Below are 25735 nucleotides of genomic sequence, written 5' to 3'. Positions count from 1 at the left end.
TCCCTCTGAAGCCTGCTCAGGTTTTATGGGGACTTTCTCTATTTATCGAAATAAATAAATAATTTCATTGGCGTATGAACTTGGTAATCAAGACTTGTTGCCCTAAGTAAAATTAGGTAGAATAAAGGGGTGGATGTGATACATATGGTAAAAAGTATGACCGGATACGGACAAGCGGTCTATTCCAATGAACAATTTACTGTGCATGTCGAAATTAGAACGGTCAATCACCGTTTTTTTGAATGTAGCAATATTCGCTTACCGAGACGATTTTTATTTCTTGAGGAGATGATCCGTAAAGAAATTAAAGAGAAGGTTCAGCGAGGAAAAGTAGATGTTTTTATAAAAGTCGAAGGAACTGAGCTCGTTTCTAAAAAGATTGTGGTCGATTGGACCTTGTTAAATCAATTTAAGGAAACAGCAAAAGAGATTAAAGCTTTTACAGAAGCAGAAACTGAGTTAAATATTCAAGCAATAATGGACAATGAGCATCTCGTTGAATGGGTAGAACAAGAAAGTGATAACCCGTTTGTTGAGGAAAAAATTATTCAGACAGTAAAAGAAGCGACAAGTCAGTTGGATGAAATGAGAATGAGGGAAGGTTTAACAATCGAACATCATTTTCAACAACTACTAACGGAGTTACGGCAATCGATTCATGAAGTAGAGCAGTTGGCACCGGAAATGGGTAAGGTCCAACAAGAGAAGTTATTAGCACGTTTAAAAGAATGGGTAAACGAGGAACAACAGTTAGATGAAGGTCGAATTGTCACAGAGGTCGGAATTATCATTGATAAATGTGATATTAGTGAAGAATTATCTCGTCTTCATTCCCATCAACAGCAATTTAAAGAGATTTTGCTGGAGAAAATTCCAATTGGACGAAAGCTAGACTTCTTGGCTCAGGAAATGAATCGAGAAACCAATACAATTGGAGCAAAAGTGACGGACTTACGGATTAAACAACATGTCGTTGTCCAAAAAAGTATCATTGAAAAACTGAAGGAACAAGTACAAAATGTAGAATAATGCTAGAATTCGAACGCATTTTCGTATATAGTAACATTAGTTTGGATAAAAATGATGAGAGTAGTAGGCTCTTCTTAAGTGGGGGAATCGAGCATGAATATCAAATTAATTAACATCGGATTCGGAAACATTGTATCAGCAAATCGTATTATATCAATTGTGAGCCCAGAATCAGCACCAATTAAAAGAATTATACAAGATGCTCGTGACCGGAATATGTTAATTGATGCGACATACGGACGAAGAACACGTGCCGTCATTATTGCCGATAGTGACCATGTCATTTTAAGTGCGGTCCAGCCAGAAACAGTGGCACAGCGATTGTCTACAAAAGAGGACGGTACAGAAGAAGCTTAAATGTTTGGAATTTGAGAAGCAATTAGCTTTCTTATGAATAGTAGGAGGTTTCAATGGAAAAGGAAAAAGGTTTATTAATCGTTTTGTCAGGACCTGCGGGTGTAGGAAAAGGCACGGTTTGTGGGGCTCTGAGAAATGAGCAAACCGGAATCCAGTATTCAGTCTCAGCGACGACACGCCAGCCAAGAAAAGGGGAAGTCGAAGGGGTTAATTATTTCTTTAAATCAAAAGATGAATTTAAAGGAATGATTGAAAACGACCAATTGCTTGAATGGGCAGAATATGTAGGTAATTACTATGGAACCCCGATTGATTATGTTCGTGAAACAATCGAAAATGGGCAAGATATTATTCTTGAAATCGAGGTCCAAGGAGCTTGGAAAGTTCGTGATCGCTTTCCTGAAGGGATTTTTATTTTCTTAATGCCGCCAAGTTTAGTAGAGCTTAGGAATCGCATTGTTGGGCGTGGGACAGAAACGGAAGATGTGATCAATAAACGAATGACCGTGGCGAAGGAAGAAATTGAAATGATGAAGCGTTATGATTACGTTGTCGAAAATGATGAAGTTCATTTAGCAGTTGAACGTATTAAAGCGATTGTGACAGCAGAACATTGCAAAAGAGAACGTCTTTTTGAAAAATATAAACAGTTAGTGGAGGTCAAATAATATGTTATATCCTTCAATTGATTCTTTAATGGATAAATTAGATTCAAAATATACGCTTGTGACAGTATCGGCAAAGCGTGCACGTGAAATGAAAGAGGATGTCGCGAGGGGTCCTCTTGTTGAAAAACCACATTCGTATAAGCCAGTAGGTCTAGCTTTAGAGGAAATTGTAGAAGAACATCTACGTTACGAGCGAGTTGAATCACTAGACGAACAAGAATAAAAGGTAAAGCAACCTATTTTTAAAATAAAAATAGGTTGCTTTCTTATCTTTTATTAAGGTTCATAAAGTTTATGTAATGAGGTGATAGAATGTTAAAAGACAAAAAAATCGTATTAGGGGTAAGTGGTGGAATTGCCGCTTATAAAGCAGCGGCATTAACGAGCAAATTAGTTCAAGCAGGAGCAAAAGTAAAAGTCATCTTAACAGAATCAGCTACTCAATTTGTGACTCCTTTGACTTTTCAAGCTCTCTCAAGAGAACCTGTTTATACAAATACATTTGTTGAGCCGGACCCGAATAAAATTGCTCATATTGAATTGGCAGATTGGGCTGATGCGATGGTGATTGCCCCTGCAACCGCCAATATTATCGGAAAATTAGCTAATGGTTTAGCCGATGATATGCTATCAACGACCTTGCTTGCAACGAAAGCTCCGATTTTTGTTGCCCCAGCGATGAATGTTAATATGTACGAGCATCAAGCTGTTCAACGAAATATGCAGCAATTAGTAGAAGATGGGGTCGAAATCATTGATGCTAATGCTGGTTATTTAGCATGTGGTTGGATCGGCAAAGGGCGTCTAGCTGAACCAGAGGAAATCGTCACCTTTTTAGATTTATTTTTTATAAGAAAAGAAAGAATGAATAGTTCATTAAGAGGAAAAAAAGTCGTTATTTCAGCAGGGCCAACTCAAGAAAAAATTGACCCGGTACGTTATTTCACAAATCATTCTTCTGGTAAAATGGGTTATGCGATCGCTCATGCGGCCTATTTAAGAGGGGCTGAAGTAACGTTAGTAAGTGGACCTACTAACTTAATGGCTCCAGTAGGAATTAAAACGATACATATAGAATCAGCGAAAGAAATGTACGAAGCGGTGACCTCTTTATATGATGAGGCAGATATTGTCATTAAGTCAGCGGCTGTTGCCGATTATCGACCAGCTGTAACGTATACACAAAAACGAAAAAAGAACCAGGTGCTTGGGCGATTGAAATGGACCGTACAAAGGATATTTTAGCGACACTTGGAGCGAGAAAGCAGAAGCAAATTTTAGTCGGTTTTGCAGCTGAAACAGAAAATATTGAACAAAATGCACTCGGTAAACTAGAAAGAAAACATCTCGATTTAATCGTTGCAAATGACATTAGTCAAGAAGGTGCAGGTTTTAAAGGAGATACAAACGAGGTCATAATTTATACAAAAGACGCGCAAGTCATAAAAGTGCCAAAGGCTCAAAAATCAGAAGTTGCGGATACCCTTTTGAATGAAATTGAAAAGTATGAACAAAGGAATTTGCCTTTATGATTGCCAAAATCATTGTCGATGTGCCAAGTGCTCAAACCGACCGAATGTTTGACTACAAAGTACCGGAACAATGGCAAGCCTTCATTCGACCAGGGATGAGAGTTATTGTTCCATTTGGTCCGAGGAAAGTACAAGGGTTTATCGTCGAACTAACTGAGCATTCGGAGTTTAAACAAATCAAGTCGATTAATGAGCTACAAGATACAAGCCCTGTTTTGACTGCTGAATTGATGGAGTTAGGCAAGTGGCTAGCTGAAAAAACATTAAGTTATCAAATTTCAGCCTTTCAAGTAATGCTTCCGGCTGCTTTAAAAACAAAGTAAAAAAGAAATTAGGCTTAAAGCAAATAAATTAGAACTTCCCTTTTTTGTACAAGCTTTATTTACAGAAAAGGACCGTATCCCTTTTGAGGAAGTTCAATCATTAGCTAAAAAAGAAAAAATCGAGATCCAAACCCTGTTACTCGAAGGAAAACTGACCGAGCACTTTTTATTAATTGAAAAAGCGAAACAAAAAAAGTAAGGTTTGTGGTTTTAAATAAGGCGATAGAAAACATTGCAGAAATAAAGTTGAAAATTCCATCAAGAGCTAAAAAACAACATGAGATGCTTGAGTTTTTAGTAAATCATCCAAAAGCGATTCAAAGTACGGAGCTACTGAAAGTTCTACAGACGACACGTTCCACCCTACAAGCCTTAATTGACAAAGAGTATGTAGTGGAAACGGAAGAAGAAGTGTACAGGGAGGCAATGGCCGAGTTAATGATTCAACCGACCCAGCCACTGATGCTTACGCCAAAACAAACAGAAGTGTTAAGTCCAATTGTGGAGGCGATGGATTGTGCCCGGTCAGAAACTTTTTTATTACATGGTGTGACCGGAAGTGGTAAGACTGAAATTTATTTACAGGCGATTGCAAAAGGATTAGAGGAAGGGAAAGAAGCGATAATGCTCGTTCCTGAAATTTCCCTTACTCCACAAATGGTTGAGCGATTTAAAGGCCGGTTTGGTGACCTTGTCGCTGTTCTCCATTCAGGTTTATCGGCTGGAGAAAAGTTAGATGAATGGAGAAAGATTCAACGACAGGAAGTCAAAGTGGTCGTTGGAGCCCGTTCTGCCGTATTTGCTCCATTTCAAAACCTTGGCCTTATCATCATTGATGAAGAGCATGAAACGAGTTATAAGCAGGAAGATAATCCGCGTTACCATGCCAGGGATGTCGCGATATATCGTGGAGAGCACCACCGCTGTCCCGTTATTTTAGGAAGTGCGACTCCTTCTTTAGAATCGTATGCGCGTGCCCAAAAAGGGATTTATACATTACTTACTTTGTTAGAACGTGTAAATGCACGAGCTCTTCCTTCCGTCGAAGTGGTTGATATGCGAGAAGAATTAAGAAATGGAAATCGTTCGATGTTTTCTTCGCAGTTAATGGAAAAGATGAAAGAACGCTTAGAAAAGAAGGAACAAATCGTTCTCTTTTTAAATCGCCGTGGTCATTCTACTTTTGTGATGTGCCGTGATTGTGGCTATGTAGCAACATGTGAGCATTGCGATGTTTCTTTTACGTATCACCGTCATCAACATCGTTTAAAATGCCATTATTGTGGGGATGAACAAGCGATGCCAACGACATGCCATTCGTGCCAAAGTGAGCATATTCGTTTTTTTGGTTCGGGTACACAAAAAGTCGAAGAAGAACTTACAAAAGTATTACCGGAAGCGAAAGTGATAAGAATGGATGTAGACACCACCTCAAGAAAAGGGTCGCACGGACGACTACTTGAGGCATTTGGTCGTAAAGAAGCCGATATTTTGTTAGGTACACAAATGATTGCTAAGGGGCTTGATTTTCCGTCGATTACATTAGTTGGTGTATTAGCGGCCGATTCGATGCTACATATTCCTGACTTCCGCTCAGCAGAAAGAACGTTTCAACTAATGGAGCAAGTAAGTGGACGGGCTGGTCGTCATGAGTTACCTGGTGAAGTGTATATCCAAACATATACGCCTGAACATTATAGTATTGAGTTGGTCCAATCTCATGACTATGAACGTTTTTTTCAAATGGAAATGAATAATCGCAAGCGTGCTGGTTATCCTCCTTACTATTTTATGGCATTAGTAAACATATCGGATCCAGAGTTAACAAAGGTTATTTCCGTTAGTGAAAAAATTGCTCAGTTTTTAAAAAGAGAACTACATTCTACAAGTATTATTCTTGGTCCAGTCGTCTCTCCACTCGCTCGGCTTAAAGATAGATATCGTTATCAATGCGTGATAAAATACAAAAATGAACCTAAATTAGAACGTACGTTAAGAGAAATTCAAGAACATTATATGAAAGAAACGAATCAAGGAAGTTTGCAAATTCAAATTGACTTGAATCCGTTTTTATTTATGTAAGATTGAAAGGCAGTGAGTAGATGAAAATCGTTTTTATGGGAACCCCTGATTTTTCCGTTCCAGTTCTTACACAATTAGCAGAAAAGTATGAGGTAGTAGCCGTTGTGACTCAGCCTGATCGTCCTGTTGGTCGTAAAAAGGTGTTGACGCCTCCTCCAGTAAAAGTAGCGGCCGAGAACTTAAATATTCCAGTGCTTCAACCGGAAAAAGTGAGAGAAGAGGCTGAATTAGAGAACTTATTCACTTATAAGCCAGACTTAATTGTGACGGCTGCATATGGACAAATATTACCAAAAGCTTTATTAGAGTATCCAAAGTTAGGTTGTATTAATGTTCATGCCTCTCTATTGCCAAAATACCGTGGAGGTGCGCCTATTCACCAATCGATTATTGATGGTGAAAAGGAAACGGGTGTGACGATTATGTATATGGTTGAAAAGCTAGACGCTGGTGATATTTTAACTCAAGTGAGGGTGCCGATAGAGGAAAAAGACCATGTTGGGACTGTTCATGATAAATTAAGTGTGGCTGGGGCGAAACTATTAATGGAAACGATTCCGGCTTTGCTGGAAGAAAAGTTAACTCCAATTGCTCAAGATGATAATGAAGCAACGTTTGCTAGAAACATCTCACGTGAAATGGAAAAGTTAGATTGGACAAAAACAGGTGAAGAGCTTTATAACCAAGTACGCGGTCTGCATCCGTGGCCTGTTGCCTATACAAGCTTTGAGGGAAAGCCTTTAAAAGTATGGTGGGCAGAAAAAGTGGCCAATCAATCGGGTCCAAGTGGAGAAATCATTCAAGTAGAAGAAAATGGTCTAATTGTAGCAACTGGCAATGAGACCGCCATAAAATTAACCGAAATCCAACCTTCAGGTAAAAAAAGAATGGAAGTATCCCAATTTTTACGTGGAGCAAATGTTGTGGTTGGTCAAAAACTAGGAGATTCATAAATGAGTAAAAATGTGCGAGAAGTCGCCCTACAAGTTTTAATTCAAATTGAAAAAGAACAAGCTTATAGCAATCTTTTGTTAAATCAAACGATTAATAGTGGGGAGGTCGAAAAACGTGATATCGGCCTGTTAACAGAGCTTGTATATGGAACGGTGCAACGTAAGCTGACTTTGACGTTTTTCTTAACCCCCTTTGTTAAAAAAGGTCTTGAAAGCTTAGAGCCATGGGTGAAGACTTTGTTACAAATGTCTGTCTACCAGTTAGTGTATTTAGAGCGAGTTCCAGAAAGAGCGGTGATTCATGAAGCGGTGACAATCGCCAAAAAGCGTGGACATGATGGTACGGCCTCTTTAGTGAATGGGATTTTACGTTCTGTACAACGTGAAGGGGTTCCTTCATTTGAGAAAGTAACGAATCAAACAAAACGACTTGCATTTGAATATAGTTTTCCTAAGTGGATGGTGAGACGTTGGTTAGCTACTTACGGCGAAGAGGAAACAAGGGAAATGATGAAGGTGAGCTTAAAGCCACCAGTTGTTTCCCTTCGTGTGAATCAGTTAAAAACAAATCAAGAGGATTTAATGAAGATTTTAAAAGAAGAAGGAGTTTTGACACGAAAAGGCGAACTTTCTTCTGATGCCTTAATTGTCGAAGAAGGAAATGCTTTTAAAACGAATGCCTATCGTTCCGGTTTATTTACGGCACAGGATGAAAGTTCGATGCTTGTGGCAAAAGCACTCGGGCCAAAAGCAGGAGAACATATCTTAGATTCATGTGCTGCACCAGGTGGGAAGTCGACCCATATCGCCGAGTTGATGAATAACGAAGGATCGCTTTTATCGGTTGATTTACATGAACATAAAGTCCAGCTCATTCGTGAACAAGCGAAACGCTTAGATTTGTCGATGATAGAAGTGGTTGCAGCTGATGTCAGAGCGTTTAGTCAAAAGACACCGGCTCAGAGCTTTGATGCGATATTGCTTGATGCACCTTGTAGTGGTCTTGGGGTTATTAGAAGAAAGCCAGACATAAAGTGGGCAAAAAAAGAAAGTGATATCCAGGACATTGCCGAAATTCAAGCTATGATTTTAGAAGCGGTTGCCCCTTTGTTAAAAAAAGGTGGACGTCTAGTATATAGTACATGTACGATCGATCAAGAAGAGAATGAAGCCATTGTCGAGCACTTCATCCAAACACATCCAGAATTTCAATGGGACATCACTCTTTCAGATAGATTACCTGAAGAAATCGTTCAATCCAAGAGATATAAAGATGGTTATGTGACTATTTTGCCGCATGACTATGAGACGGACGGTTTTTTTATTGCTAGTCTGAAGAAAAAATAGGTGAGCACTCTTTAGGGACGATGTAGAAAGGGGATTGTGTAACGTATGGAAATAGCCTACACGTTTAAGACAGATACCGGACAAATTCGGACACATAATGAGGATAATGGTGGAGTTTTTGTAAATGATACAGGAGTTCTTGCTTTAGTTGCTGATGGAATGGGAGGGCATTTAGCTGGTGATGTGGCTAGCTTAATGACGAAGGATTTCTTCCAGTCAGCTTGGCAAAATTCGCCACTTTTGACTTCCGTTAACGAAACAGAAGATTGGTTAAAGGAGCAAGTGGAAGCGATCAATCAAAAGCTTTACAGGCATTCGGAAGATAATAAGGAATGCCATGGGATGGGAACGACGATTGTCGCGGCGATTTGTACGAAGGAATTTGTTACGATAGGCCATATCGGTGATAGCCGCATTTATATAAAAAATGAATTTGGCTTTTCAGCAAAAACCAATGATCATTCACTTGTTCAAGAATTAGTTCGCTCTGGGCAGATTACAGAAGAGGAAGCAGAAAATCACCCTAGGCGTAATGTTGTCTTGAGAGCATTAGGAACGGAGAAGGAAATTAGTGCCGATGTTCGTTCGATGTTTATTGAAGGTGATGAATTGATTTTGTTATGTTCAGATGGTCTTACCGATAAAGTAAATACGACAGACATAATCAAAATTATTGATGAAAAAATGTCATTAGAGCAAAAGGCAAATGCCCTTGTTGACTTAGCCAATGAGCGCGGCGGAGAAGACAATATTACGGTTGCATTAGTGGAATACCCTCTGAATAAAGAAGAAGAAAGCGGTCGGTGAACAACATGATTGGAGAAAGAATTAATGGTCGCTATGAAGTGAAAGAAATGATTGGCGGCGGGGGAATGGCAAATGTTTATATGGCGCTCGATGTCATTCTCGATCGAATTGTCGCCGTTAAAGTGCTACAGCCACAATTTTCTGGAGACGACCAATTTATTAAAAGGTTTCGCCGTGAAGCTCAAGCTGCGACAAGTTTAGCTCATGAAAATGTCGTCAATATTTATGATGTCGGAGAAGAAGGCGATATTTATTATATCGTAATGGAATATGTGAAAGGTCAAACATTAAAAGAATTAATTCAAGATGTGGGTCCATTGCCAACTGAACAAGCGATTCAAATCATGGACCAAATTTTGAGTGCGATTTCCCATGCTCATGATAATCACATTGTTCACCGTGATATTAAACCGCATAATATTTTAATTCGTGATGATGGAGTGGCAAAGGTCGCTGATTTTGGAATTGCGAGAGCGATGAGTGCGGCCACAATTACTCATACAAATTCAGTCATGGGTTCTGTGCATTATTTATCACCTGAGCAAGCGCGTGGGGGACATGTTACATATAAATCAGATATTTATTCATTAGGGATTGTTTTATATGAAATGGTAACGGGGACGCTCCCGTTTTCTGGGGATACGGCGGTTTCAATCGCAATCAAACATTTGCAAAATGAAATTCCATCCGCGAAAGCGATTATCACTACGTTACCACAAAGCATTGAAAATATTATTAAAAAGGCAACGATTAAAGATCCTCTGCACCGCTATGAGACGATTCGTTCGATGCGTTATGATTTAGAAACAGCTCTTGCTCCCGGGCGACTTAATGAACAGCCCTATGTATTTACTGATGATGATCATGAAGTCACAAAAGCGATACCGATTATTAAGTCATTAGGGGATCAGCAAGATTTAAGTCATACGATTGAAGCTCCACCAACGAAAATAAAAAGTGATGGGGTGGCCGCAGCAAATACGAACGTTGATCCAGTTCCTGAACAGAAGAAAGAGATCAAGAAAGAGAAGAAAAAAAGCAAAGTGAAAAAGTGGTTAATGATCACAATAATCACGTTGCTCGTGTTACTTGGAGCGGGTATTGCCACCTTTGCTCTTATGCCTGGACTATTTAAAGTTGATGAAGTGGAAGTCATTGATTTTGTCGGGATGAGTTTTGAAGAAGCTGAAGAGACATTAGAGCGTTTAAATCTAGAACCGCAAAGACATGATGTAACTAGCGATGAATTGTCGGAAGAAGATGAATTTGAGGCGGAGCAGGTTACGAGACAACGTCCAAATCCAGGTTCCATTGTGAAAGAGGGAGCTATCGTTCATTTATATGTTTTATTAGCTGCTGAAGAGGTTGTAATTCCTAGTGTGATCGGTGATCCTGTTGAACGGGCATCTCGTGAACTGAGAGATTTAGGATTTGAAGTAGAAACAGAGGGAGTAGAGAGTACTCAAACTCCTGGAATTGTTTTAACTCAAACTCCAGAAGCAGGGGAAGCGGTTGTGCCATCAGAAACGAAGGTTGTTTTAACTTATAGTGTCGATTCTCGCTTCCGCTTACAGCCCCTTGATGGCATGACAAAAGATGAAGTTGAGAGTTACTTTGATGAGCAAGGTTTAAAAGCTGATTTCCGAGAGGATTTCCATGCGAATATTGAAGAGAACTATGTAATTAGCTATTCACCAGATGCGTATTCTAATCTTTTACCTGGTGATACTGTCCGGGTCGTTATTTCCAAAGGGCCAGAAGCTGTTGAGGAACCAGATCCAGATGAAGAAGAGCCGGATGAAGAACAAGATGAACCTACACAAAGGTTCAGGATAAACATAAAGCCAGAAATTCCTGAAGAATTAGAGGGCACGGCTTTTGACATTCGTATTGTCGTTCGTGATGCCAGTTCAAATGGTGAGGAGCGGGTCGAAGTCGAAGAACAGATTACGAGTACTGGGGAGTATGTAATCGATATTTATGCGAGCCAAAGTTACGATGCCATTATCGAAACATATGTGAATGGTGAATTGGATGAAGAAATGTCTGGGACGTATGTCTTTTCTGATTAAAAGATAAAATTAATTTTGCGAGAAAACAAATGGAGGGTTTACATGGCAACAGGTAAGATTATGAAAGCTTTAAGTGGGTTTTATTATGTTCAAGCAGGTGATGAGTTGATTCAATGTCGTGGGCGAGGTAATTTTCGCAATCGAGGCATTAAACCACTTGTTGGAGATACCGTGGAATATGAAGCAGAGAACAAAACAGATGGCTATATTTTAGACATTGCCGAACGAAAAAATGAACTAATACGCCCGCCGATTGCTAATGTAGACCAAGCACTCCTTGTTTTTTCAGCATTAGAACCAGATTTTAGTCCAGCCCTACTCGACAGGTTTTTAGTTCATATTGAATCAAATCAAATTGAACCATTAATTATTATTAGCAAGATGGATTTATTAACCGAAGAGCAAATGGGTAATATCAGTCAATATCAAGCAGTTTATCAACAGTTAGGCTATCGAGTTATCTTAACGACGACAAATGAAGAAGATTCAATCGAAAAGTTGTTGCCTTTTATTGAGGAGAGAATTTCGGTTGTAGCAGGACAGTCTGGTGTTGGGAAATCATCGCTTTTAAATGTACTAAAACCAGAGCTTGATATTGAAACAAATCAAATATCGACTCATTTAGGAAGAGGAAAACATACGACCCGCCATGTTGAATTGATTCCAGTTGGGCAAGGGTTAATTGCCGATACGCCTGGCTTTAGCTCTCTTGACTTTACTCAAATAGAAGCAGGAGATTTAAGTGAGTACTTTCCCGAAATGCTTGCTCGGTTAAATCAATGTAAATTCCGTGGCTGTACGCATACATCCGAACCTAAGTGTGCGGTGAAGGAAGCAGTAGATAAAGGTGATATAAGTGAACAACGATATCAACATTATTTGCAGTTTTTAGAAGAAATCAATTCGCAAAAAAGGAGATACGACAAATGATAAAAATAGCTCCCTCAATTCTTTCGGCTGATTTTGCAAAATTAGCGGAAGATATTAAAGAAGTAGAACGAGGAGGGGCCGATTATATTCATGTCGATGTCATGGATGGTCATTTTGTGCCGAATATCACGATTGGTCCTCTTGTCGTACAATCGATTCGACCCGTAACGGATTTACCATTGGATGTTCATTTAATGATTGAAAATCCTGATTTATATATTGAAGCATTTGCCAAGGCAGGTGCCGATATTATTTCCGTTCATGCAGAAGCATGCCCGCATTTACATCGGACGATTCATTTAATCAAAGAGCACGGTGTAAAACCTGGTGTTGTCATTAACCCAGCTACTCCTGTCAGTGCGATTGAGCCGATTATTAAGGACGTTTCGCTCGTTTTATTAATGACGGTTAATCCAGGTTTTGGTGGTCAATCGTTTATTGAATCGGTGTTACCGAAAATTACGGAAGTGAAAAATTTAGCGGATAAGTTGAATTTATCTCTTGATATAGAAGTTGATGGTGGAGTCAATCCCGAAACCGCCAAGCTGTGTGTAGAGGCAGGAGCCAATGTACTTGTTGCCGGCTCCGCCATTTATAATCAAGCTGACCGTGGTGAAGCTATAAAGGCTATACGTGGCGAATAATATGGAATGAAAAGAAACAAAGAGTCTAATTTGATGTTAGGCTCTTTTTGTTTTGCGGTTAAGTTGGTTGGCGGGGATTAAGAGTGGTGAATGGGGGTGAAAAGAGGAATAGGTAATGAAAAGCCGTGCTGGTGGGATTAGAGTGCGAAAAAGGTGGGAAAGGTAATGAAACTGGTGGGTTGGAGGAATTAGGGTGCGAAAACGCGGGATAGGTAATGAAAAATCAGTTCAGGAGAAATTAGAGTGTGAATAAACTAATTAAGCTCTGTATTTTTTCTCACTCTTGAGCAAACGCTCTCCGCTTTTAATTTATCCAGCTGCGAGCGTTAAGAGTTCGAGAAAAATCGGTCTGTCTATAAAAGTCAAAAAGCGACTTTTTTAGCCAGCCCTGTATTTTTTCTCACTCTTGGGCAAACACTCTCCGCTTTTAATTTATCTAGCTGCGGCTCCTAGATTACTGTGAAAATACGTGATTTCCAAAAGGGAAAGAGCCCCTTTGTGGAAATCCCTTAATTTTCTTCGTAATCTGCCCAGTCGCCTCCGCTTTTAATCTATCCAGCTGCGAATGGCAGGAGCTCGGGAAAAATCGTGCATCCTTAGGAAGTCAAAAAGCGACTTCCACCGCTGCCCTTATTTTTCCTCACTCCTAAACGCCATTCTCCGCTTTTAATCTATCCAGCTGCGAATGGCAGGAGCTCGGGAAAAATCGTCCATCCTAAGGAAGTCAAAAAGCGACTTCCACGGCTGCCCTTATTTTTCCTCACTCCTAAACGCCATTCTTCGCTTTTAATCTATCCAGCTGCGGCTCCTAGATTACTGTGAAAATACGTGATTGCCAAAAGGGAAAGAGCCCCTTTGTGGAAATCCCTTAATTTTCTTCGTAATCTGCCCAGTCGCCTCCGCTTTTAATGTCATAAACTCGTTTTTTTGGCATAAGCTTGATTGTAAAGAAAAGTGAATTCCTTTTGTTTTTAGTTTTTGTTTCACGTTATTGAAAAAAGAGGAATAGTTTAATGGTGGTGAATATACTAGTAGAAGTGAGTATGTATTGTTTATTGCTGAGGTCGGTTTAATGCCCTTTTTGCGATTATCTATTTATTGAAAGGCTTCATTAGCTAGTATTTTTTTCGATTGTTAAACTTAGAGGAATTGCTTTTGGAACGGAATTATACGATGGCCTATTTGATGTCAACTCGCAAAACAATTGGTGGTCATTTAAGTTTGAGGAGGAGGATTTATGAAATTCTACACAATCAAGCTACCGAAATTTTTAGGTGGATTTGTGCGGGTCATTCTTAGCTCATTTAAAAAAGGATAACAAAAAAGCACCGAAGTCCGGTGCTTTTTTGTTTTTTAATTCGTTCAGCTACGCTTTTTAAGCAGTCGCCTTCGCTTTTTTAATCCAGCTATGGCTCCTAAAAAGCTAGGAAAATACGCCAATTCCAAAAGGTAAAAAGCACCTTTATGATCTTGTCTTTATTTTCTACACTTTCTAAGCAGTCGCCTTCGCTTTTTTCAATTAAACGCGTTCTACTTTACCTGATTTAAGTGCACGAGTTGATACGTATACACGTTTTGGTTTACCGTCAACTAGGATACGAACTTTTTGTACGTTTACACCCCAAGAACGCTTCGTTTTATTTAAAGCGTGAGAACGTTTGTTACCACTCTTAGCCGTTTTACCTGTAATATAACATTTACGAGCCATGAAAAGCACCTCCTTATACACACAATACGAATTCCTCCGAATCATACTTGAATATAGTAGCATAGCCAAATTAAGAATGCAATAGAATTCAAGAAATATGATCAAGTAAATGGACTTGACACCAAGAATATGTTACGCTTCCAAAAGCACTTTTAAAATTACCTAGATTATAGTAAAATGGCAATAACCCAAAAAGTCGTTGGCTAACATAAGGAGGAATGTAAATTGTCTATCGAAATGAAAACTCAACTAGGTGTTGTAGATGTTTCAACAGAGGTTGTCGCGACAATTGCAGGTGGAGCAGCTGTAGATTGTTACGGAATTGTCGGAATGGCTTCACAAAAACAAATTAAAGATGGGTTAAGTGAATTATTAGGCAAAGAGAACTTCCGTCGCGGTGTAGTCATTCGTGAAGAGGAAGAACAAATTCATATTGATATGTATATCATCGTAAGTTACGGTACGAAAATTTCTGAAGTAGCTTATAATGTTCAAACAAAAGTAAAATACCAATTAGAACAAATGTTAGGTCTTGATGTGGATTCCGTGAATATTTTTGTTCAAGGAGTTCGGGTCACGAATCCGTAGGTGCTGTTAAGGAGGAAATGTCAGTGTCATTAAAACAGATTGAAGGTCAAAAGCTGGCTCAAATGTTTATCGAAGGGGCCGGCCAATTGTCGCGCCATGTGAAAATTGTAGATTCACTTAATGTTTTTCCTGTCCCAGATGGGGATACAGGAACGAATATGAACCTTTCCATCACTTCAGGTGTAAAAGAAGTGAAACAATTAGGAAGTGATGATGTAGGGAAAGTCGCGGGTGCGTTTGCAAAAGGATTGCTTATGGGGGCACGTGGGAACTCCGGCGTTATTCTTTCGCAATTATTCCGAGGCTTTTCAAAAGCGGTGGAAGGAAAAAAAGTGATCAATGCACCGGAACTTGCACAAGCGTTAGAACGTGGGGTGGAGACAGCTTATAAAGCTGTCATGAAGCCAGTTGAAGGGACGATTTTAACGGTAGCTAAAGATGCCGCTAAACAAGCAACTGTGATCGCTCAAAAAGAAACAGACGTTTTAAAAGTGATGGAAGAAGTCGTAAAAGAGGGACAAGCTTCCCTTAAACGTACGCCAGATTTATTACCTGTTCTTAAAGAAGTGGGTGTGGTGGATTCTGGTGGTCAAGGCCTCCTTTACATTTATGAAGGTTTCCTTGCGATTTTACGTGGAGGAGAAGTGAGCGAACAATTTACGGAAGAATCCAAGCAAATGGATACGTTAATTAAAGTAGAACATCACGCACAAAGTCACATGGCGACTGAAGATATTGTTTATGGATACTGTACAGAAGTAATGGTTCGGTTTGAAGAGGAGAAATTAAAAGAAACTCCTTATAATGAAGAAGCGTTTCGTAAAAGTTTGAGTGAAATTGGTGATTCTTTATTAGTCGTTTCAGATGAAGATCTTTTAAAAGTACATATCCATGCTGAAACACCTGGTGAAGTGTTATCAAGAGCTCAAGTTTTTGGTGAAATGATTCATATTAAAATTGAAAACATGCGTGAACAACATACGAGTCTTCTAGAAGATGCTCATCCCGTTTATGATGAAAAGCCTTCTTCTGAACAGACACCGAAAGAAAAAAGTGAATTTGGTATTATTACCGTTACAATGGGTGCGGGAATTGGTAAGCTCTTTAAAGGATTAGGAGCTGGCGTTGTCATTGAAGGTGGCCAAACGATGAATCCGAGTACCGAGGATATCGTGAAGGCTATTGGCGAGGTTAATGCTAAAAATATCATTATTTTACCTAATAATAGCAATATTATTATGGCAGCGGAGCAAGCAGCTGAAGTTGTGGCAGAAAATGTTTCAGTTGTGAAGTCAAAAACGGTTCCTCAAGGATTAGCAGCATTACTCGCATTTAATCCAAACCAAGGTTTAAATGAAAATGCGGATATGATGGAATCAGCGATGTCTCAGATTAAATCTGGACAAGTTACTTTTGCGGTTCGTGATACAGCGATGGATGGAATCGATATCAAAAAAGATGACTTTATGGGGATTTCTGAAAAGAAAATTGTCAGTGCCGGAGTGGATAAAATCGCGGTCACAAAACAATTAATGGATAACATGATCGATGAAGAAAGTGAGATCGTAACAATACTTCAAGGGGAAGATGCGACAGATGAAGAGTCTGAATCGATTTATGATTATATCGAAGAGACCTATCCAGATGTTGAGATTGACTTGCATAAAGGCGACCAGCCGTTATACTCATTTATTATCTCAGTAGAGTAATGAGGTAAAGAGTGAAAAAATGAGATAAAAAGCTACCTTATCATTGGGATAGGTGGCTTTTTTATGTCTAGTAATAGCTGTTAAGAACTAGAAAAAAATGATAGTAGCCTTTCAAATCCTTTGATTAAAAACGTAGAATAGTTAACCTTTTATCCTTTTCATGCTAAGATAGGAGGGAAGTAAAAAGAGAACAATTCGTTTTATTAATATAGAAATAACCTAAAAGGAGAATTTGCTTATGAAGTATCGCACGGTTTTTGATATTATCGGCCCTGTTATGGTTGGTCCGTCAAGCTCTCATACAGCTGGTGCTGCTAGAATTGGGAAAGTAGCGAGAACATTATTTGGTCAGGAACCAAAAAAAGCGAGCTTTTACTTATACGGTTCTTTTGCCAAAACATATAAAGGTCATGGTACGGATGTTGCTTTAGTAGCAGGTATTTTAGATTTTGAAACAGATGATTTACGGTTGCCAGAGGCGGTTAAAATAGCCGAAAAGAATGGAATGGATATAGAATTTATTGAAGAAGAAGCCAAAACGGATCATCCTAATACGGTAAAAGTCGTTTTAGAAAAAGAGAATGAAAGAATTGAACTCGTTGGAATTTCGATTGGTGGTGGGAAGATAGAAGTCATTGAATTAAATGGCTTTGCCTTAAAGCTATCAGGAAATCATCCAGCCATTCTCGTTGTGCATAATGACCGTTTTGGTGTTATAGCGGCTGTTGCCAATGTTTTAGCAAACCAACAAATGAATATCGGTCATATGGAAGTATCTCGGAAAGAAAAAGGTCAGGAAGCGTTAATGGTCATTGAAGTCGACCAAAATGTAGAAGAGACGGTATTAAATGAGTTAAATAAATTACCACATATCGTCCATGTGACAAAAATACATGAGTAATTTGGATAGGAGTGAATCCTTTGTTTAAAAATGTAGCGGAATTAATTGAAATAGCAGAACGTGAAAATAAATTGATTTCTGAAGTAATGATTGAACAAGAGATCGAAGTAACAGAGAAATCACGTGAATTGATCTTTGATCAAATGCGTCGGAATTTACAAGTGATGGAAGCGGCGGTCGAACGAGGGATTTCCGAAGATGTTCGCTCTGTTTCTGGCCTCACGGGTGGCGATGCGGTATTATTGCAGAACTATATTAAAAAGGGTCATTTTTTATCAAGTGATGTCTTACTTGATGCGGTTAGTAAAGCGGTTGCAACGAATGAAGTCAATGCTGCGATGGGGACGATTTGTGCTACTCCTACTGCTGGTTCAGCTGGGGTTGTTCCTGGGGTTTTGTTTGGTATGAAAAATAAGCTTGAACCAACAGAAGAGCAAATGATTCGCTATTTATTTGTGGCGGGAGCTTTTGGGTTTGTTGTCGCTAATAATGCTTCGATTTCTGGTGCGGCTGGGGGTTGTCAAGCTGAGGTCGGTTCAGCCACTGGAATGGCGGCGGCCGCACTCGTAGAATTAGCAGGTGGAACGCCACAACAATCAGCGGAAGCGATGGCGATCGCTTTAAAGAATATGTTAGGTCTTGTGTGTGATCCTGTTGCTGGGCTAGTGGAAGTTCCTTGTGTTAAACGTAATGCTATGGGAGCGTCTAATGCAATCGTAGCGGCCGATATGGCTTTAGCTGGGATTACGAGCCGGATTCCATGTGATGAGGTCATTGATGCGATGTACAAAATTGGTCAAACGATGCCTGAAACATTGCGTGAAACAGGTGAAGGTGGTTTAGCAGCTACTCCTACAGGACGTGCATATGAAGCAAAAATTTTCGGGAGTGCAATGAGTAAACGATGAATGACATAATCAATCAATCGGTAATGGGAGTCCATGGAGTTGGGGAAGAAGCTGTTAATCAACTAAAAACGTTACGAATTTTTACAGTGGGAGATTTACTTGAATATTTTCCGTTTCGATATGAAGATTATCAAATTAGAGATTTACATGATGTCAAACATGACGAGCGAGTAACCGTTGTCGGTGTCGTGCACGCACCGGCTTCCATTCGTTTTTTTGGCAAGAAAAAAAGCCGCTTAACGGTGCGGTTACTTGTGAATCAAGTGCTTTTGACGGTCACTTTTTTTAATCAGCCTTATTTAAAAAATAAGTTCCAACTTGGAGAAGAAGCAACTGTTACGGGAAAGTGGGATCAACACCGGATGACGATTACGGCAAGTGAAGCTCGTTTCGGTCAGCAGCAAAAAGAACAAAGGCTCGTTCCTGTTTATTCGGTTGCTGGTAAATTAACAACAAAATCTTTAAAACGTTATGTTAGTAATGGCTTTCAACAATTTTCGGGGCATATTCAAGAAAATATACCCCCATTTTTGTTGGAAAAGTATAAGTTGCCGAGCCGGAGAGAGGCCTTCTATCAACTTCATTTCCCGCAATCAAAAGAAGCATTAAAACATGCGAGAAGAAGGATGGTTTATGAGGAGTTTTTGCTTTTTCAATTAAAAATGCAGGCCTTTAGAAAAGGACAAAGGGAGCAATCAAGTGGTAAAGCAATTGAATGGCCAACGGCTGAAGTGAGGCAATTTATTGAAGCTTTGCCTTTCCCTCTAACAGATGCTCAGAAAAAAGTGATTAACGAGATCAGAAATGATATTCAATCACCTTATCGAATGAATCGTTTACTACAAGGAGATGTCGGGGCAGGAAAAACAGTCGTTGCGGCCATTTGTATGTATGCAATGATTAAAGCTGGTCATCAAGCCGCATTAATGGTTCCCACCGAAATCCTTGCTGAGCAACATGTGCAATCGTTACAAAGTTTACTGGAGCCTTTTGATGTCACGGTTCGTTTATTGACCGGTTCTGTTAAAGGAAAAAAACGTCGAGAATTGCTTGAGGAATTGAAACTAGGTACGATTGATATTGTCGTTGGAACCCATGCTCTCATTCAAGATGAAGTTCAATTTAAAAATCTAGCTTTAGTCATAACAGATGAACAACATCGATTTGGTGTAGAACAAAGACGAGCCCTTCGTAGTAAAGGCGAGGATCCGGATGTGCTTTTTATGACCGCAACCCCGATCCCAAGAACGCTTGCGATCTCCGTTTTTGGGGACATGGATGTTTCGATTATCGATCAATTACCAGCTGGAAGAAAAGCGATAGAGACATACTGGGCCAAACCTGATACGTTTGAACGGGTGATGGCCTTTATAGAAAAAGAGCTTCAAGCTGGTCGGCAAGCTTACGTCATTTGTCCGTTAATTGAAGAATCAGAGAAGCTTGATTTACAAAATGCCCTTGATGTACATATGATTTTGCAGCAGTATTTTGAAAAAAAATCTCAAGTGGGGTTAATGCATGGTCGTCTTCACCCTTCCGAAAAAGAAGAAGTGATGGAAGCGTTTAGTCGAAATGAGGTTCAAGTGTTAGTCTCAACGACCGTTGTAGAAGTAGGGGTTAACGTTCCGAATGCGACGGTGATGGTGATTTATGATGCGGAGCGTTTTGGTTTAGCTCAGCTCCATCAACTTCGTGGTCGTGTAGGGAGAGGAAGTGAGCAATCGTATTGTATTTTGCTCGCTGATCCCAAGTCTGAGGTTGGGAAAGAACGAATGCGGATTATGACCGAAACGAATGATGGTTTTGTTTTGTCGGAAAAAGATTTAGAATTGCGCGGTCCTGGTGACTTTTTTGGTGAAAAACAAAGTGGACTCCCTAATTTTAAAGTGGCTGACGTTGTTCATGATTATCGTGCATTAGAAGTGGCCAGGCAGGATGCAGTTTCTTTTATTAATGGTGACGCTTTTTGGAGTGAGGATTCATTCAAATGGTTACGTGCTTACTTAGTAAAAGAAGGTGTATTTGAAGGAGAGAAACTTGATTAACGCTTAATCTTAGTATTGAAATGATCGGCTAGGAATTATATACTACTCTTAGTACCTAGTCTTATAAATTTGGATGTGCATGAAATGAAACTTAAAAAAAGAGATAGACAGCAGCTTTTAAAAGAGACACTGCATAATGATCCATTTATGACAGATGAAGCATTGGCGAGTCATTTTAACGTGAGTATTCAAACAATTCGTTTAGATCGAATGGAGTTAGCGATCCCTGAGTTAAGAGAAAGAATTAAGGATGTAGCGAAACAACAGCTTGATGATGTGAAGGCATTGGCACCAGATGAAGTAATTGGTGAGATTGTTGATTTACAATTGGACGAGCGAGCGATTTCGATTTTAGATATTCAACCTGAACAAGTTTTTGCGAAAACCGGGATAGCTCGTGGGCATCATTTATTTGCCCAAGCTAATTCGTTAGCTGTTGCCATTATTAATGATGAAATGGCGTTAACGGCTAAAGCGACGATTCGGTTTACACGACAAGTTCGAGCGAAGGAAAGAGTAATTGCTAAAGCCGAGGTTGTCCGAATAGAAGGAGAGCGAACGGTTGTAGATGTGCAAAGTTATGTCGAGCAGGAACTTGTATTTTCGGGTGAGTTTGTTATGTACCGATCCAATCAGTGGAAGAATAACGATCAATAGAAGGAGTGTTGACGATGAAAATTGCTCTTGATGTCATGGGCGGAGACAATGCTCCAAAAGCACAAGTGGAAGCAGCACAAAGAGCTGTGAAAGAATTAAAGGATTTAGAAATGACTTTAATCGGTAATGAAGATGAAATTAAGAAGTATTTAACAGATTCAAAAGGAATTACTATTTTTCACACAAATGAAAAAATAGAAGACACGGATCAGCCAACAACCGCTGTCCGTCGAAAAAAGGATGCCTCAATGGTTTTGGCCGTCCGCGAAGTGAAAGAAGGTAGAGCGGATGCGTGCATTTCTTCAGGGAATACAGGGGCATTAATGACAGCAGGCCTCCTCTATGTTGGTCGAATTCGTGGGATTGAGCGCCCTGCATTAGCTCCAATGCTACCGACTATTGATGGACGCGGGTTTCTTTTATTAGATGTAGGAGCGAATATGGATGCAAAACCGAATCAACTGCTGCAATATGCGATCATGGGTGAAACGTATATGTCGATGGTTCGTAAAGTAAACAAACCTAAAGTCGGTCTTGTGAATGTAGGGTCTGAAGATGGCAAAGGGAATGAATTAATGAAAGAGAGTTTTTCCCTAATAAAAGAAGCTCCAATTAACTTTATAGGCAATATCGAAGCAAGGGATTTATTAGAAGGTAAAGTTGATGTGGCGGTTTGTGATGGGTTTTCAGGCAATTTAGTGCTAAAGAGCATCGAAGGAACAGCTTCTGCCCTCTTTTCCATTTTGAAAAAAGAATTTATGAGTTCTTTTAAAAATAAAATCGGGGCAGGGATTCTGAAGCCGAGCTTTAAAGAGATCAAAAAACAACTTGATTACTCCGAATATGGAGGGGCCGCTCTTTTTGGATTAAAAGCTCCAGTTATTAAAGCACATGGCTCATCTGACGCTAACGCTGTTTTTAATGCGATTCGTCAAGCATATGAAATGGTAGAAAAACAAGTTGTCACCATTATTAAAGATGAACTAACAAAAATGAAAAAAGAACAAGAAGTATAAAATAAAAGGAGCTGACAAGAATGGGAAAAGTCGCTTTTTTATTTCCAGGTCAAGGCTCGCAAGCAGTTGGGATGGGCCAAAACTTACGAAATTCTGAAGAAAAAAGTCAACAAATTTTCAAACGAGCTGATAAAAAGCTTGAATATAACTTAACGGATATCATTGAAAATGGTCCAGAAGAGACGCTTAGACGGACAGAACATACACAACCAGCCCTTGTAACAATGAGTGTGGCCACGCTTGAACTTTTGAAAGAACAAGGGATAAAAGCTGATTTTGTTGCGGGACATAGTTTAGGGGAATACAGTGCACTTGTTGCAGCTGGCGCCTTATCTTTTGAGGATGCCGTTTATGCGGTTCGTAATCGTGGGTTGTTTATGGAGGATGCGGTTCCTTTTGGAGAGGGAGCGATGGCTGCCGTTTTAGGATTAGACCGTAAAGAACTGCAAGTCGCTTGTGAAAAAGCTCAATCAGAAGGATATGTCGTGGAATTAGCGAATATTAATTGTCCAGGACAAATTGTGATCTCTGGAACGGCCCAAGGGGTTGAATTAGCAGGTGGTTATGCAAAAGAGGCGGGAGCGAAACGTGTGCTTCCATTGCAAGTAAGTGGTCCGTTTCATTCATCTTTAATGAAGCCTTGTGCTAAACGTTTAGGGGATGTATTGGCCACGCTGGATGTCCGAGACGCAAAAGTACCCGTAATCGCCAATGTAACAGCAAAAGAAGTAACGAGTGCTGCTGAAATTAAAGAAAGACTAATCGAACAAGTGTATTCTCCAGTCCTTTGGGAGGATAGTATTTCGTATTTACTTGAACAAGGCGTCGATACGTTTATTGAAGTCGGTTCTGGTAATGTCTTGACAGGACTTGTGAAAAAAATCAATCGCCGGGCTTTGGCCTTTGCTGTTAGTGATCGTGAAAGTTTAGAAAAAATGCTAGAGAAGCTTGAAGGAGGGAACAAATGATGTTAACAGGTCAAGTGGCCATTGTTACAGGAGCATCGCGAGGGATTGGAGCAGCGATAGCTCTTGAATTAGCGGAAAAAGGGGCAAATGTTGTTATCAACTATGCCGGAAGTGCTGATAAAGCGGAAGCAGTTGTAGAGCAAGCGAAAGCATTAGGCGTCGAAGCCTTTGCCTATCAAGCAAATGTGGCAAGTGCAGAAGAAGTACAAGCGATGATTAAGGAAACGATTCAAGCGTTTGGCAGAGTCGATATTTTGGTTAACAATGCTGGGATTACAAGAGATAATCTTGTGATGCGGATGAAAGAAGACGATTGGGATGCGGTGATTAATACGAATTTAAAAGGGGTCTTTAATTGTTCAAAAGCAGTAACAAGACAAATGATGAAGCAACGTTCGGGTCGTATTATTAATATTGCTTCTGTCGTTGGGGTGTTAGGAAACCCAGGTCAAGCTAACTATGTTGCCGCCAAAGCAGGAGTAATTGGTTTGACAAAATCGTTAGCCAGAGAGCTTTCTAATCGTAATATTTTAGTTAATGCGATCGCACCTGGTTTTATTACGACCGATATGACCGATGAATTAGGGGATGAGACAAAAGAGCAACTTTTAGGGCAAATTCCACTTGGGAAGCTAGGGAATCCTGAACATATTGCTAAGGCTGTTCGCTTCTTAGCGAGTGAAGATGCGAGTTATATGACCGGTCAAACGTTACATATTGACGGTGGGATGGTCATGCCTTAATGATTTGAAGGTTGTCATTTAGGTGGAATGAATCATTTCGAAAAAACGACCTTGACAGAAGAGGTTGCACTCGGTAAAATTCATCTAGCCTTAGTTCTATTTTTGAGAGGGGGTGAACGGAACATGGCAGATACATTAACACGTGTAAGTAAAATTATCGTCGATCGTCTAGGTGTAGAAGAAGCAGAGGTAAAACCTGAAGCGTCATTTAAAGAAGATTTAGGTGCTGATTCACTAGATGTAGTTGAGCTAGTAATGGAGCTTGAAGACGAATTTGAATTAACAATCTCTGATGAAGACGCAGAAAAAATCGCTACAGTTGCTGATGTAGTAGATTACATAAACAACGCCAGCAATTAATGGAGGAAGTCTCATATGGCATACCATGTGGGACTTGCTTTTCTATGTGAACGTTTTCGAATGCAGGTGACAATGTAGAAAAAAGACAAAATGTAGTAACAAAGTTTTTTAGAATAATCAGATGTTGGAGGTCGCCATGTCACAGTCTTCAAAAAAACAAAAGAAATCAAAAGCGTCCTATCACGAACGTAGACGAAGTCCAAGGCGTTTGACTTTGACAAGTGAACAAAGACAAAAGTTTGATTCCTTGCAGGCGGATATCGGGTTTACTTTTGAGAATAAAAAACTATTGATCCAAGCTTTTACCCATTCATCCTATGTGAATGAGCATCGCATTTATACATTTCAAGATAATGAGAGATTAGAGTTTCTAGGAGATGCTGTCCTTGAACTAGCTGTGTCGCAATTTTTATTTAAAAAATTTAAAGCGATGAGTGAAGGTGATATGACAAAATTGAGAGCTTCAATTGTTTGTGAACCTTCTCTTGCTAAGTTTGCAGAAGAATTACAGTTCGGTCAGCTCGTTTTATTAGGAAAAGGTGAGGAAATTACAGGTGGTCGCTTACGTCCAGCCTTGCTTGCTGATGTATTTGAAGCCTTTATTGGAGCCCTTTATCTCGATCAAGGTATAGACGCGGTATTCGAATTTTTAGCACAAACGATTTATCCTAAGGTTAACGAGGGTGCTTTTTCTCATATGATGGATTTTAAAAGTCAGTTACAAGAATTGATTCAAAGAGATAATTTAGGTCAAATTCAGTATATTATTGTTCAGGAACGTGGTCCGGCTCATAACCGTGAATTTGTTTCAGAGGTGCAGTTAAATACACAAGCATTAGGGGTTGGAACAGGTCGTTCCAAAAAAGAAGCGGAGCAACATGCCGCCCAGCAAGCACTAATGAAGCTTAGTCAAAAGTCCTCTACCTGAATGGAAAAACGTGTATTCCTTTAAAAAAAGGAGTACACGTTTTTTTTAGTCTCGTAAATTCCCTAATTCGGAAGCAATAGCATCTAGTTCACTAACGGAAAAGGAAGATTTTCTCATAATCATTTCATAAATTTCTACTAACTCTTCGTATTTACTCGTATTAAAGTTTTTCGCATTAATCGCTCCTGAATTAACAAATTGAAGCTTGTCTTTAATGGCCTCAATCATATACTCAATGTTTTCACGATTATTAACAGTTAAATCCACGTATATCCCTCCTAAATTAAAAAGCGAAGCCTGTTTGGTCAGAAGCGAGAAAAAATAAGAACAGCTGATGAAGACGCTTTTTGTCTACACTCAGATGGGCGATTTTTCTCGAGCTTCTAACAGGCGTAGCTAGATTGATAAAAACGCGAAGCCTGTTTGGTCAGAAGCGAGAATATTAAGGTAACAACGTCTA

24 protein-coding genes and 2 pseudogenes are annotated in these 25735 nt (G+C 39.6%); 24 read left to right on the top strand and 2 right to left on the bottom strand.

Going from position 1 to position 25735, the window contains the following annotated elements:
* Positions 1-144 precede the first annotated feature (144 nt).
* The 13 genes and pseudogenes from BALCAV_RS07890 to spoVM all read left to right on the top strand — a co-directional run bounded on the left by BALCAV_RS07890 (position 145) and on the right by spoVM (position 14062).
* Complete coding sequence (locus BALCAV_RS07890) at positions 145-1029, top strand: YicC/YloC family endoribonuclease (protein WP_003320790.1); 885 nt, start codon at positions 145-147, stop codon at positions 1027-1029.
* A 93-nt stretch (positions 1030-1122) separates the two neighbouring features.
* On the top strand, positions 1123-1386 hold the full coding sequence (gene remA / locus BALCAV_RS07885; RefSeq protein WP_003320791.1) for an extracellular matrix/biofilm regulator RemA: 264 nt from the start codon (positions 1123-1125) through the stop codon (positions 1384-1386).
* A 53-nt stretch (positions 1387-1439) separates the two neighbouring features.
* The gene (gene gmk, locus BALCAV_RS07880) at positions 1440-2054 is read left to right on the top strand and encodes a guanylate kinase (protein WP_003320792.1); all 615 of its coding nucleotides are present in this window, start codon (positions 1440-1442) and stop codon (positions 2052-2054) included.
* A 1-nt stretch (position 2055) separates the two neighbouring features.
* Positions 2056-2277 (top strand): DNA-directed RNA polymerase subunit omega, encoded by a 222-nt coding sequence (rpoZ, locus tag BALCAV_RS07875; protein ID WP_003320793.1) that lies wholly within the window; start codon positions 2056-2058, stop codon positions 2275-2277.
* Positions 2278-2366: 89 nt separating this feature from the next.
* Positions 2367-3586, top strand: a pseudogene (gene coaBC / locus BALCAV_RS07870) (bifunctional phosphopantothenoylcysteine decarboxylase/phosphopantothenate--cysteine ligase CoaBC).
* A pseudogene (gene priA, locus BALCAV_RS07865) lies at positions 3583-5991 on the top strand (primosomal protein N'). Before coaBC ends, priA begins: the two co-directional pseudogenes overlap by 4 nt.
* 20 nt (positions 5992-6011) lie before the next feature.
* The gene (fmt, locus tag BALCAV_RS07860; RefSeq protein ID WP_003320796.1) at positions 6012-6944 is read left to right on the top strand and encodes a methionyl-tRNA formyltransferase; all 933 of its coding nucleotides are present in this window, start codon (positions 6012-6014) and stop codon (positions 6942-6944) included.
* A complete protein-coding gene (rsmB, locus tag BALCAV_RS07855) occupies positions 6945-8291 on the top strand; it encodes a 16S rRNA (cytosine(967)-C(5))-methyltransferase RsmB (RefSeq protein WP_003320797.1) in 1347 nt (448 codons plus the stop codon).
* Between the two features lie 51 nt (positions 8292-8342).
* Positions 8343-9098 (top strand): Stp1/IreP family PP2C-type Ser/Thr phosphatase, encoded by a 756-nt coding sequence (locus BALCAV_RS07850; protein ID WP_136445933.1) that lies wholly within the window; start codon positions 8343-8345, stop codon positions 9096-9098.
* A 5-nt stretch (positions 9099-9103) separates the two neighbouring features.
* Positions 9104-11170, top strand: a complete 2067-nt coding sequence (pknB, locus tag BALCAV_RS07845; protein WP_040323789.1) for a Stk1 family PASTA domain-containing Ser/Thr kinase — start codon at positions 9104-9106, stop codon at positions 11168-11170.
* Between the two features lie 42 nt (positions 11171-11212).
* Positions 11213-12100 (top strand): ribosome small subunit-dependent GTPase A, encoded by an 888-nt coding sequence (gene rsgA / locus BALCAV_RS07840; protein WP_003320800.1) that lies wholly within the window; start codon positions 11213-11215, stop codon positions 12098-12100.
* On the top strand, positions 12097-12744 hold the full coding sequence (gene rpe / locus BALCAV_RS07835; protein ID WP_003320801.1) for a ribulose-phosphate 3-epimerase: 648 nt from the start codon (positions 12097-12099) through the stop codon (positions 12742-12744). The genes rsgA and rpe overlap by 4 nt, the downstream gene beginning before the upstream one ends.
* Positions 12745-13981: 1237 nt before the next feature.
* Complete coding sequence (gene spoVM / locus BALCAV_RS07830) at positions 13982-14062, top strand: stage V sporulation protein SpoVM (protein ID WP_003322684.1); 81 nt, start codon at positions 13982-13984, stop codon at positions 14060-14062.
* 201 nt (positions 14063-14263) lie between these two features.
* Here spoVM and rpmB read toward each other — a convergent pair whose 3' ends face one another.
* The gene (gene rpmB / locus BALCAV_RS07825) at positions 14264-14452 is read right to left on the bottom strand and encodes a 50S ribosomal protein L28 (RefSeq protein WP_003322683.1); all 189 of its coding nucleotides are present in this window, start codon (positions 14450-14452) and stop codon (positions 14264-14266) included.
* 225 nt (positions 14453-14677) lie between these two features.
* Between rpmB and BALCAV_RS07820 the strand changes: the two genes are divergently transcribed.
* The 11 genes from BALCAV_RS07820 to rnc all read left to right on the top strand — a co-directional run bounded on the left by BALCAV_RS07820 (position 14678) and on the right by rnc (position 25275).
* Positions 14678-15040: an Asp23/Gls24 family envelope stress response protein gene (locus BALCAV_RS07820; protein WP_003322682.1), complete on the top strand. Its 363-nt coding sequence runs from the start codon at positions 14678-14680 to the stop codon at positions 15038-15040.
* Positions 15041-15063: 23 nt separating this feature from the next.
* Positions 15064-16749 carry a DAK2 domain-containing protein gene (locus tag BALCAV_RS07815; protein WP_003322680.1) on the top strand — a complete coding sequence of 562 codons (1686 nt, stop codon included), beginning with the start codon at positions 15064-15066 and terminating at the stop codon, positions 16747-16749.
* A 238-nt stretch (positions 16750-16987) separates the two neighbouring features.
* Positions 16988-17650, top strand: coding sequence for an L-serine ammonia-lyase, iron-sulfur-dependent subunit beta (gene sdaAB / locus BALCAV_RS07810; protein WP_003322678.1), 663 nt, complete (start codon positions 16988-16990; stop codon positions 17648-17650).
* Between the two features lie 20 nt (positions 17651-17670).
* A complete protein-coding gene (gene sdaAA, locus BALCAV_RS07805) occupies positions 17671-18558 on the top strand; it encodes an L-serine ammonia-lyase, iron-sulfur-dependent, subunit alpha (RefSeq protein WP_003322676.1) in 888 nt (295 codons plus the stop codon).
* Entirely contained in the window at positions 18555-20603 is a 2049-nt protein-coding gene (gene recG / locus BALCAV_RS07800; protein ID WP_003322675.1) for an ATP-dependent DNA helicase RecG, read from the top strand. The genes sdaAA and recG overlap by 4 nt, the downstream gene beginning before the upstream one ends.
* 84 nt (positions 20604-20687) lie before the next feature.
* Positions 20688-21260 (top strand): transcription factor FapR, encoded by a 573-nt coding sequence (gene fapR / locus BALCAV_RS07795; RefSeq protein ID WP_003322674.1) that lies wholly within the window; start codon positions 20688-20690, stop codon positions 21258-21260.
* A gap of 14 nt (positions 21261-21274) precedes the next feature.
* The gene (gene plsX / locus BALCAV_RS07790; protein ID WP_003322673.1) at positions 21275-22276 is read left to right on the top strand and encodes a phosphate acyltransferase PlsX; all 1002 of its coding nucleotides are present in this window, start codon (positions 21275-21277) and stop codon (positions 22274-22276) included.
* Between the two features lie 20 nt (positions 22277-22296).
* Positions 22297-23244 (top strand): ACP S-malonyltransferase, encoded by a 948-nt coding sequence (fabD, locus tag BALCAV_RS07785; RefSeq protein WP_003322672.1) that lies wholly within the window; start codon positions 22297-22299, stop codon positions 23242-23244.
* Positions 23244-23987, top strand: coding sequence for a 3-oxoacyl-ACP reductase FabG (gene fabG / locus BALCAV_RS07780; protein WP_003322671.1), 744 nt, complete (start codon positions 23244-23246; stop codon positions 23985-23987). The genes fabD and fabG overlap by 1 nt, the downstream gene beginning before the upstream one ends.
* Positions 23988-24110: 123 nt before the next feature.
* Positions 24111-24347, top strand: a complete 237-nt coding sequence (acpP, locus tag BALCAV_RS07775; RefSeq protein WP_003322670.1) for an acyl carrier protein — start codon at positions 24111-24113, stop codon at positions 24345-24347.
* A 136-nt stretch (positions 24348-24483) separates the two neighbouring features.
* Positions 24484-25275 carry a ribonuclease III gene (gene rnc / locus BALCAV_RS07770; RefSeq protein ID WP_003322668.1) on the top strand — a complete coding sequence of 264 codons (792 nt, stop codon included), beginning with the start codon at positions 24484-24486 and terminating at the stop codon, positions 25273-25275.
* Between the two features lie 45 nt (positions 25276-25320).
* Here rnc and BALCAV_RS07765 read toward each other — a convergent pair whose 3' ends face one another.
* Positions 25321-25542, bottom strand: coding sequence for a DUF1128 domain-containing protein (locus BALCAV_RS07765; RefSeq protein WP_003322667.1), 222 nt, complete (start codon positions 25540-25542; stop codon positions 25321-25323).
* Positions 25543-25735: the final 193 nt, after the last annotated feature.

Source organism: Alkalihalobacillus alcalophilus ATCC 27647 = CGMCC 1.3604 (assembly GCF_000292245.2).
Taxonomy (GTDB): domain Bacteria; phylum Bacillota; class Bacilli; order Bacillales; family Bacillaceae_D; genus Alkalihalobacillus; species Alkalihalobacillus alcalophilus.
The sequence above is the reverse complement of the archived record's forward strand: the minus strand, read 5'-3'. Positions and strand labels throughout refer to the sequence as shown.

Bases quoted from the DNA above. Each gene is read 5' to 3' on its own strand.
- BALCAV_RS07890 (WP_003320790.1), top strand. From the start codon at position 145: ATGGTAAAAAGTATGACCGGATACGGACAAGCGGTCTATTCCAATGAA.
- remA (WP_003320791.1), top strand. From the start codon at position 1,123: ATGAATATCAAATTAATTAACATCGGATTCGGAAACATTGTATCAGCA.
- gmk (WP_003320792.1), top strand. From the start codon at position 1,440: ATGGAAAAGGAAAAAGGTTTATTAATCGTTTTGTCAGGACCTGCGGGT.
- rpoZ (WP_003320793.1), top strand. From the start codon at position 2,056: ATGTTATATCCTTCAATTGATTCTTTAATGGATAAATTAGATTCAAAA.
- fmt (WP_003320796.1), top strand. From the start codon at position 6,012: ATGAAAATCGTTTTTATGGGAACCCCTGATTTTTCCGTTCCAGTTCTT.
- rsmB (WP_003320797.1), top strand. From the start codon at position 6,945: ATGAGTAAAAATGTGCGAGAAGTCGCCCTACAAGTTTTAATTCAAATT.
- pknB (WP_040323789.1), top strand. From the start codon at position 9,104: ATGATTGGAGAAAGAATTAATGGTCGCTATGAAGTGAAAGAAATGATT.
- rsgA (WP_003320800.1), top strand. From the start codon at position 11,213: ATGGCAACAGGTAAGATTATGAAAGCTTTAAGTGGGTTTTATTATGTT.
- rpe (WP_003320801.1), top strand. From the start codon at position 12,097: ATGATAAAAATAGCTCCCTCAATTCTTTCGGCTGATTTTGCAAAATTA.
- spoVM (WP_003322684.1), top strand. From the start codon at position 13,982: ATGAAATTCTACACAATCAAGCTACCGAAATTTTTAGGTGGATTTGTG.
- rpmB (WP_003322683.1), bottom strand. From the start codon at position 14,452: ATGGCTCGTAAATGTTATATTACAGGTAAAACGGCTAAGAGTGGTAAC.
- sdaAB (WP_003322678.1), top strand. From the start codon at position 16,988: ATGAAGTATCGCACGGTTTTTGATATTATCGGCCCTGTTATGGTTGGT.
- recG (WP_003322675.1), top strand. From the start codon at position 18,555: ATGAATGACATAATCAATCAATCGGTAATGGGAGTCCATGGAGTTGGG.
- fapR (WP_003322674.1), top strand. From the start codon at position 20,688: ATGAAACTTAAAAAAAGAGATAGACAGCAGCTTTTAAAAGAGACACTG.
- plsX (WP_003322673.1), top strand. From the start codon at position 21,275: ATGAAAATTGCTCTTGATGTCATGGGCGGAGACAATGCTCCAAAAGCA.
- fabD (WP_003322672.1), top strand. From the start codon at position 22,297: ATGGGAAAAGTCGCTTTTTTATTTCCAGGTCAAGGCTCGCAAGCAGTT.
- fabG (WP_003322671.1), top strand. From the start codon at position 23,244: ATGTTAACAGGTCAAGTGGCCATTGTTACAGGAGCATCGCGAGGGATT.
- acpP (WP_003322670.1), top strand. From the start codon at position 24,111: ATGGCAGATACATTAACACGTGTAAGTAAAATTATCGTCGATCGTCTA.
- rnc (WP_003322668.1), top strand. From the start codon at position 24,484: ATGTCACAGTCTTCAAAAAAACAAAAGAAATCAAAAGCGTCCTATCAC.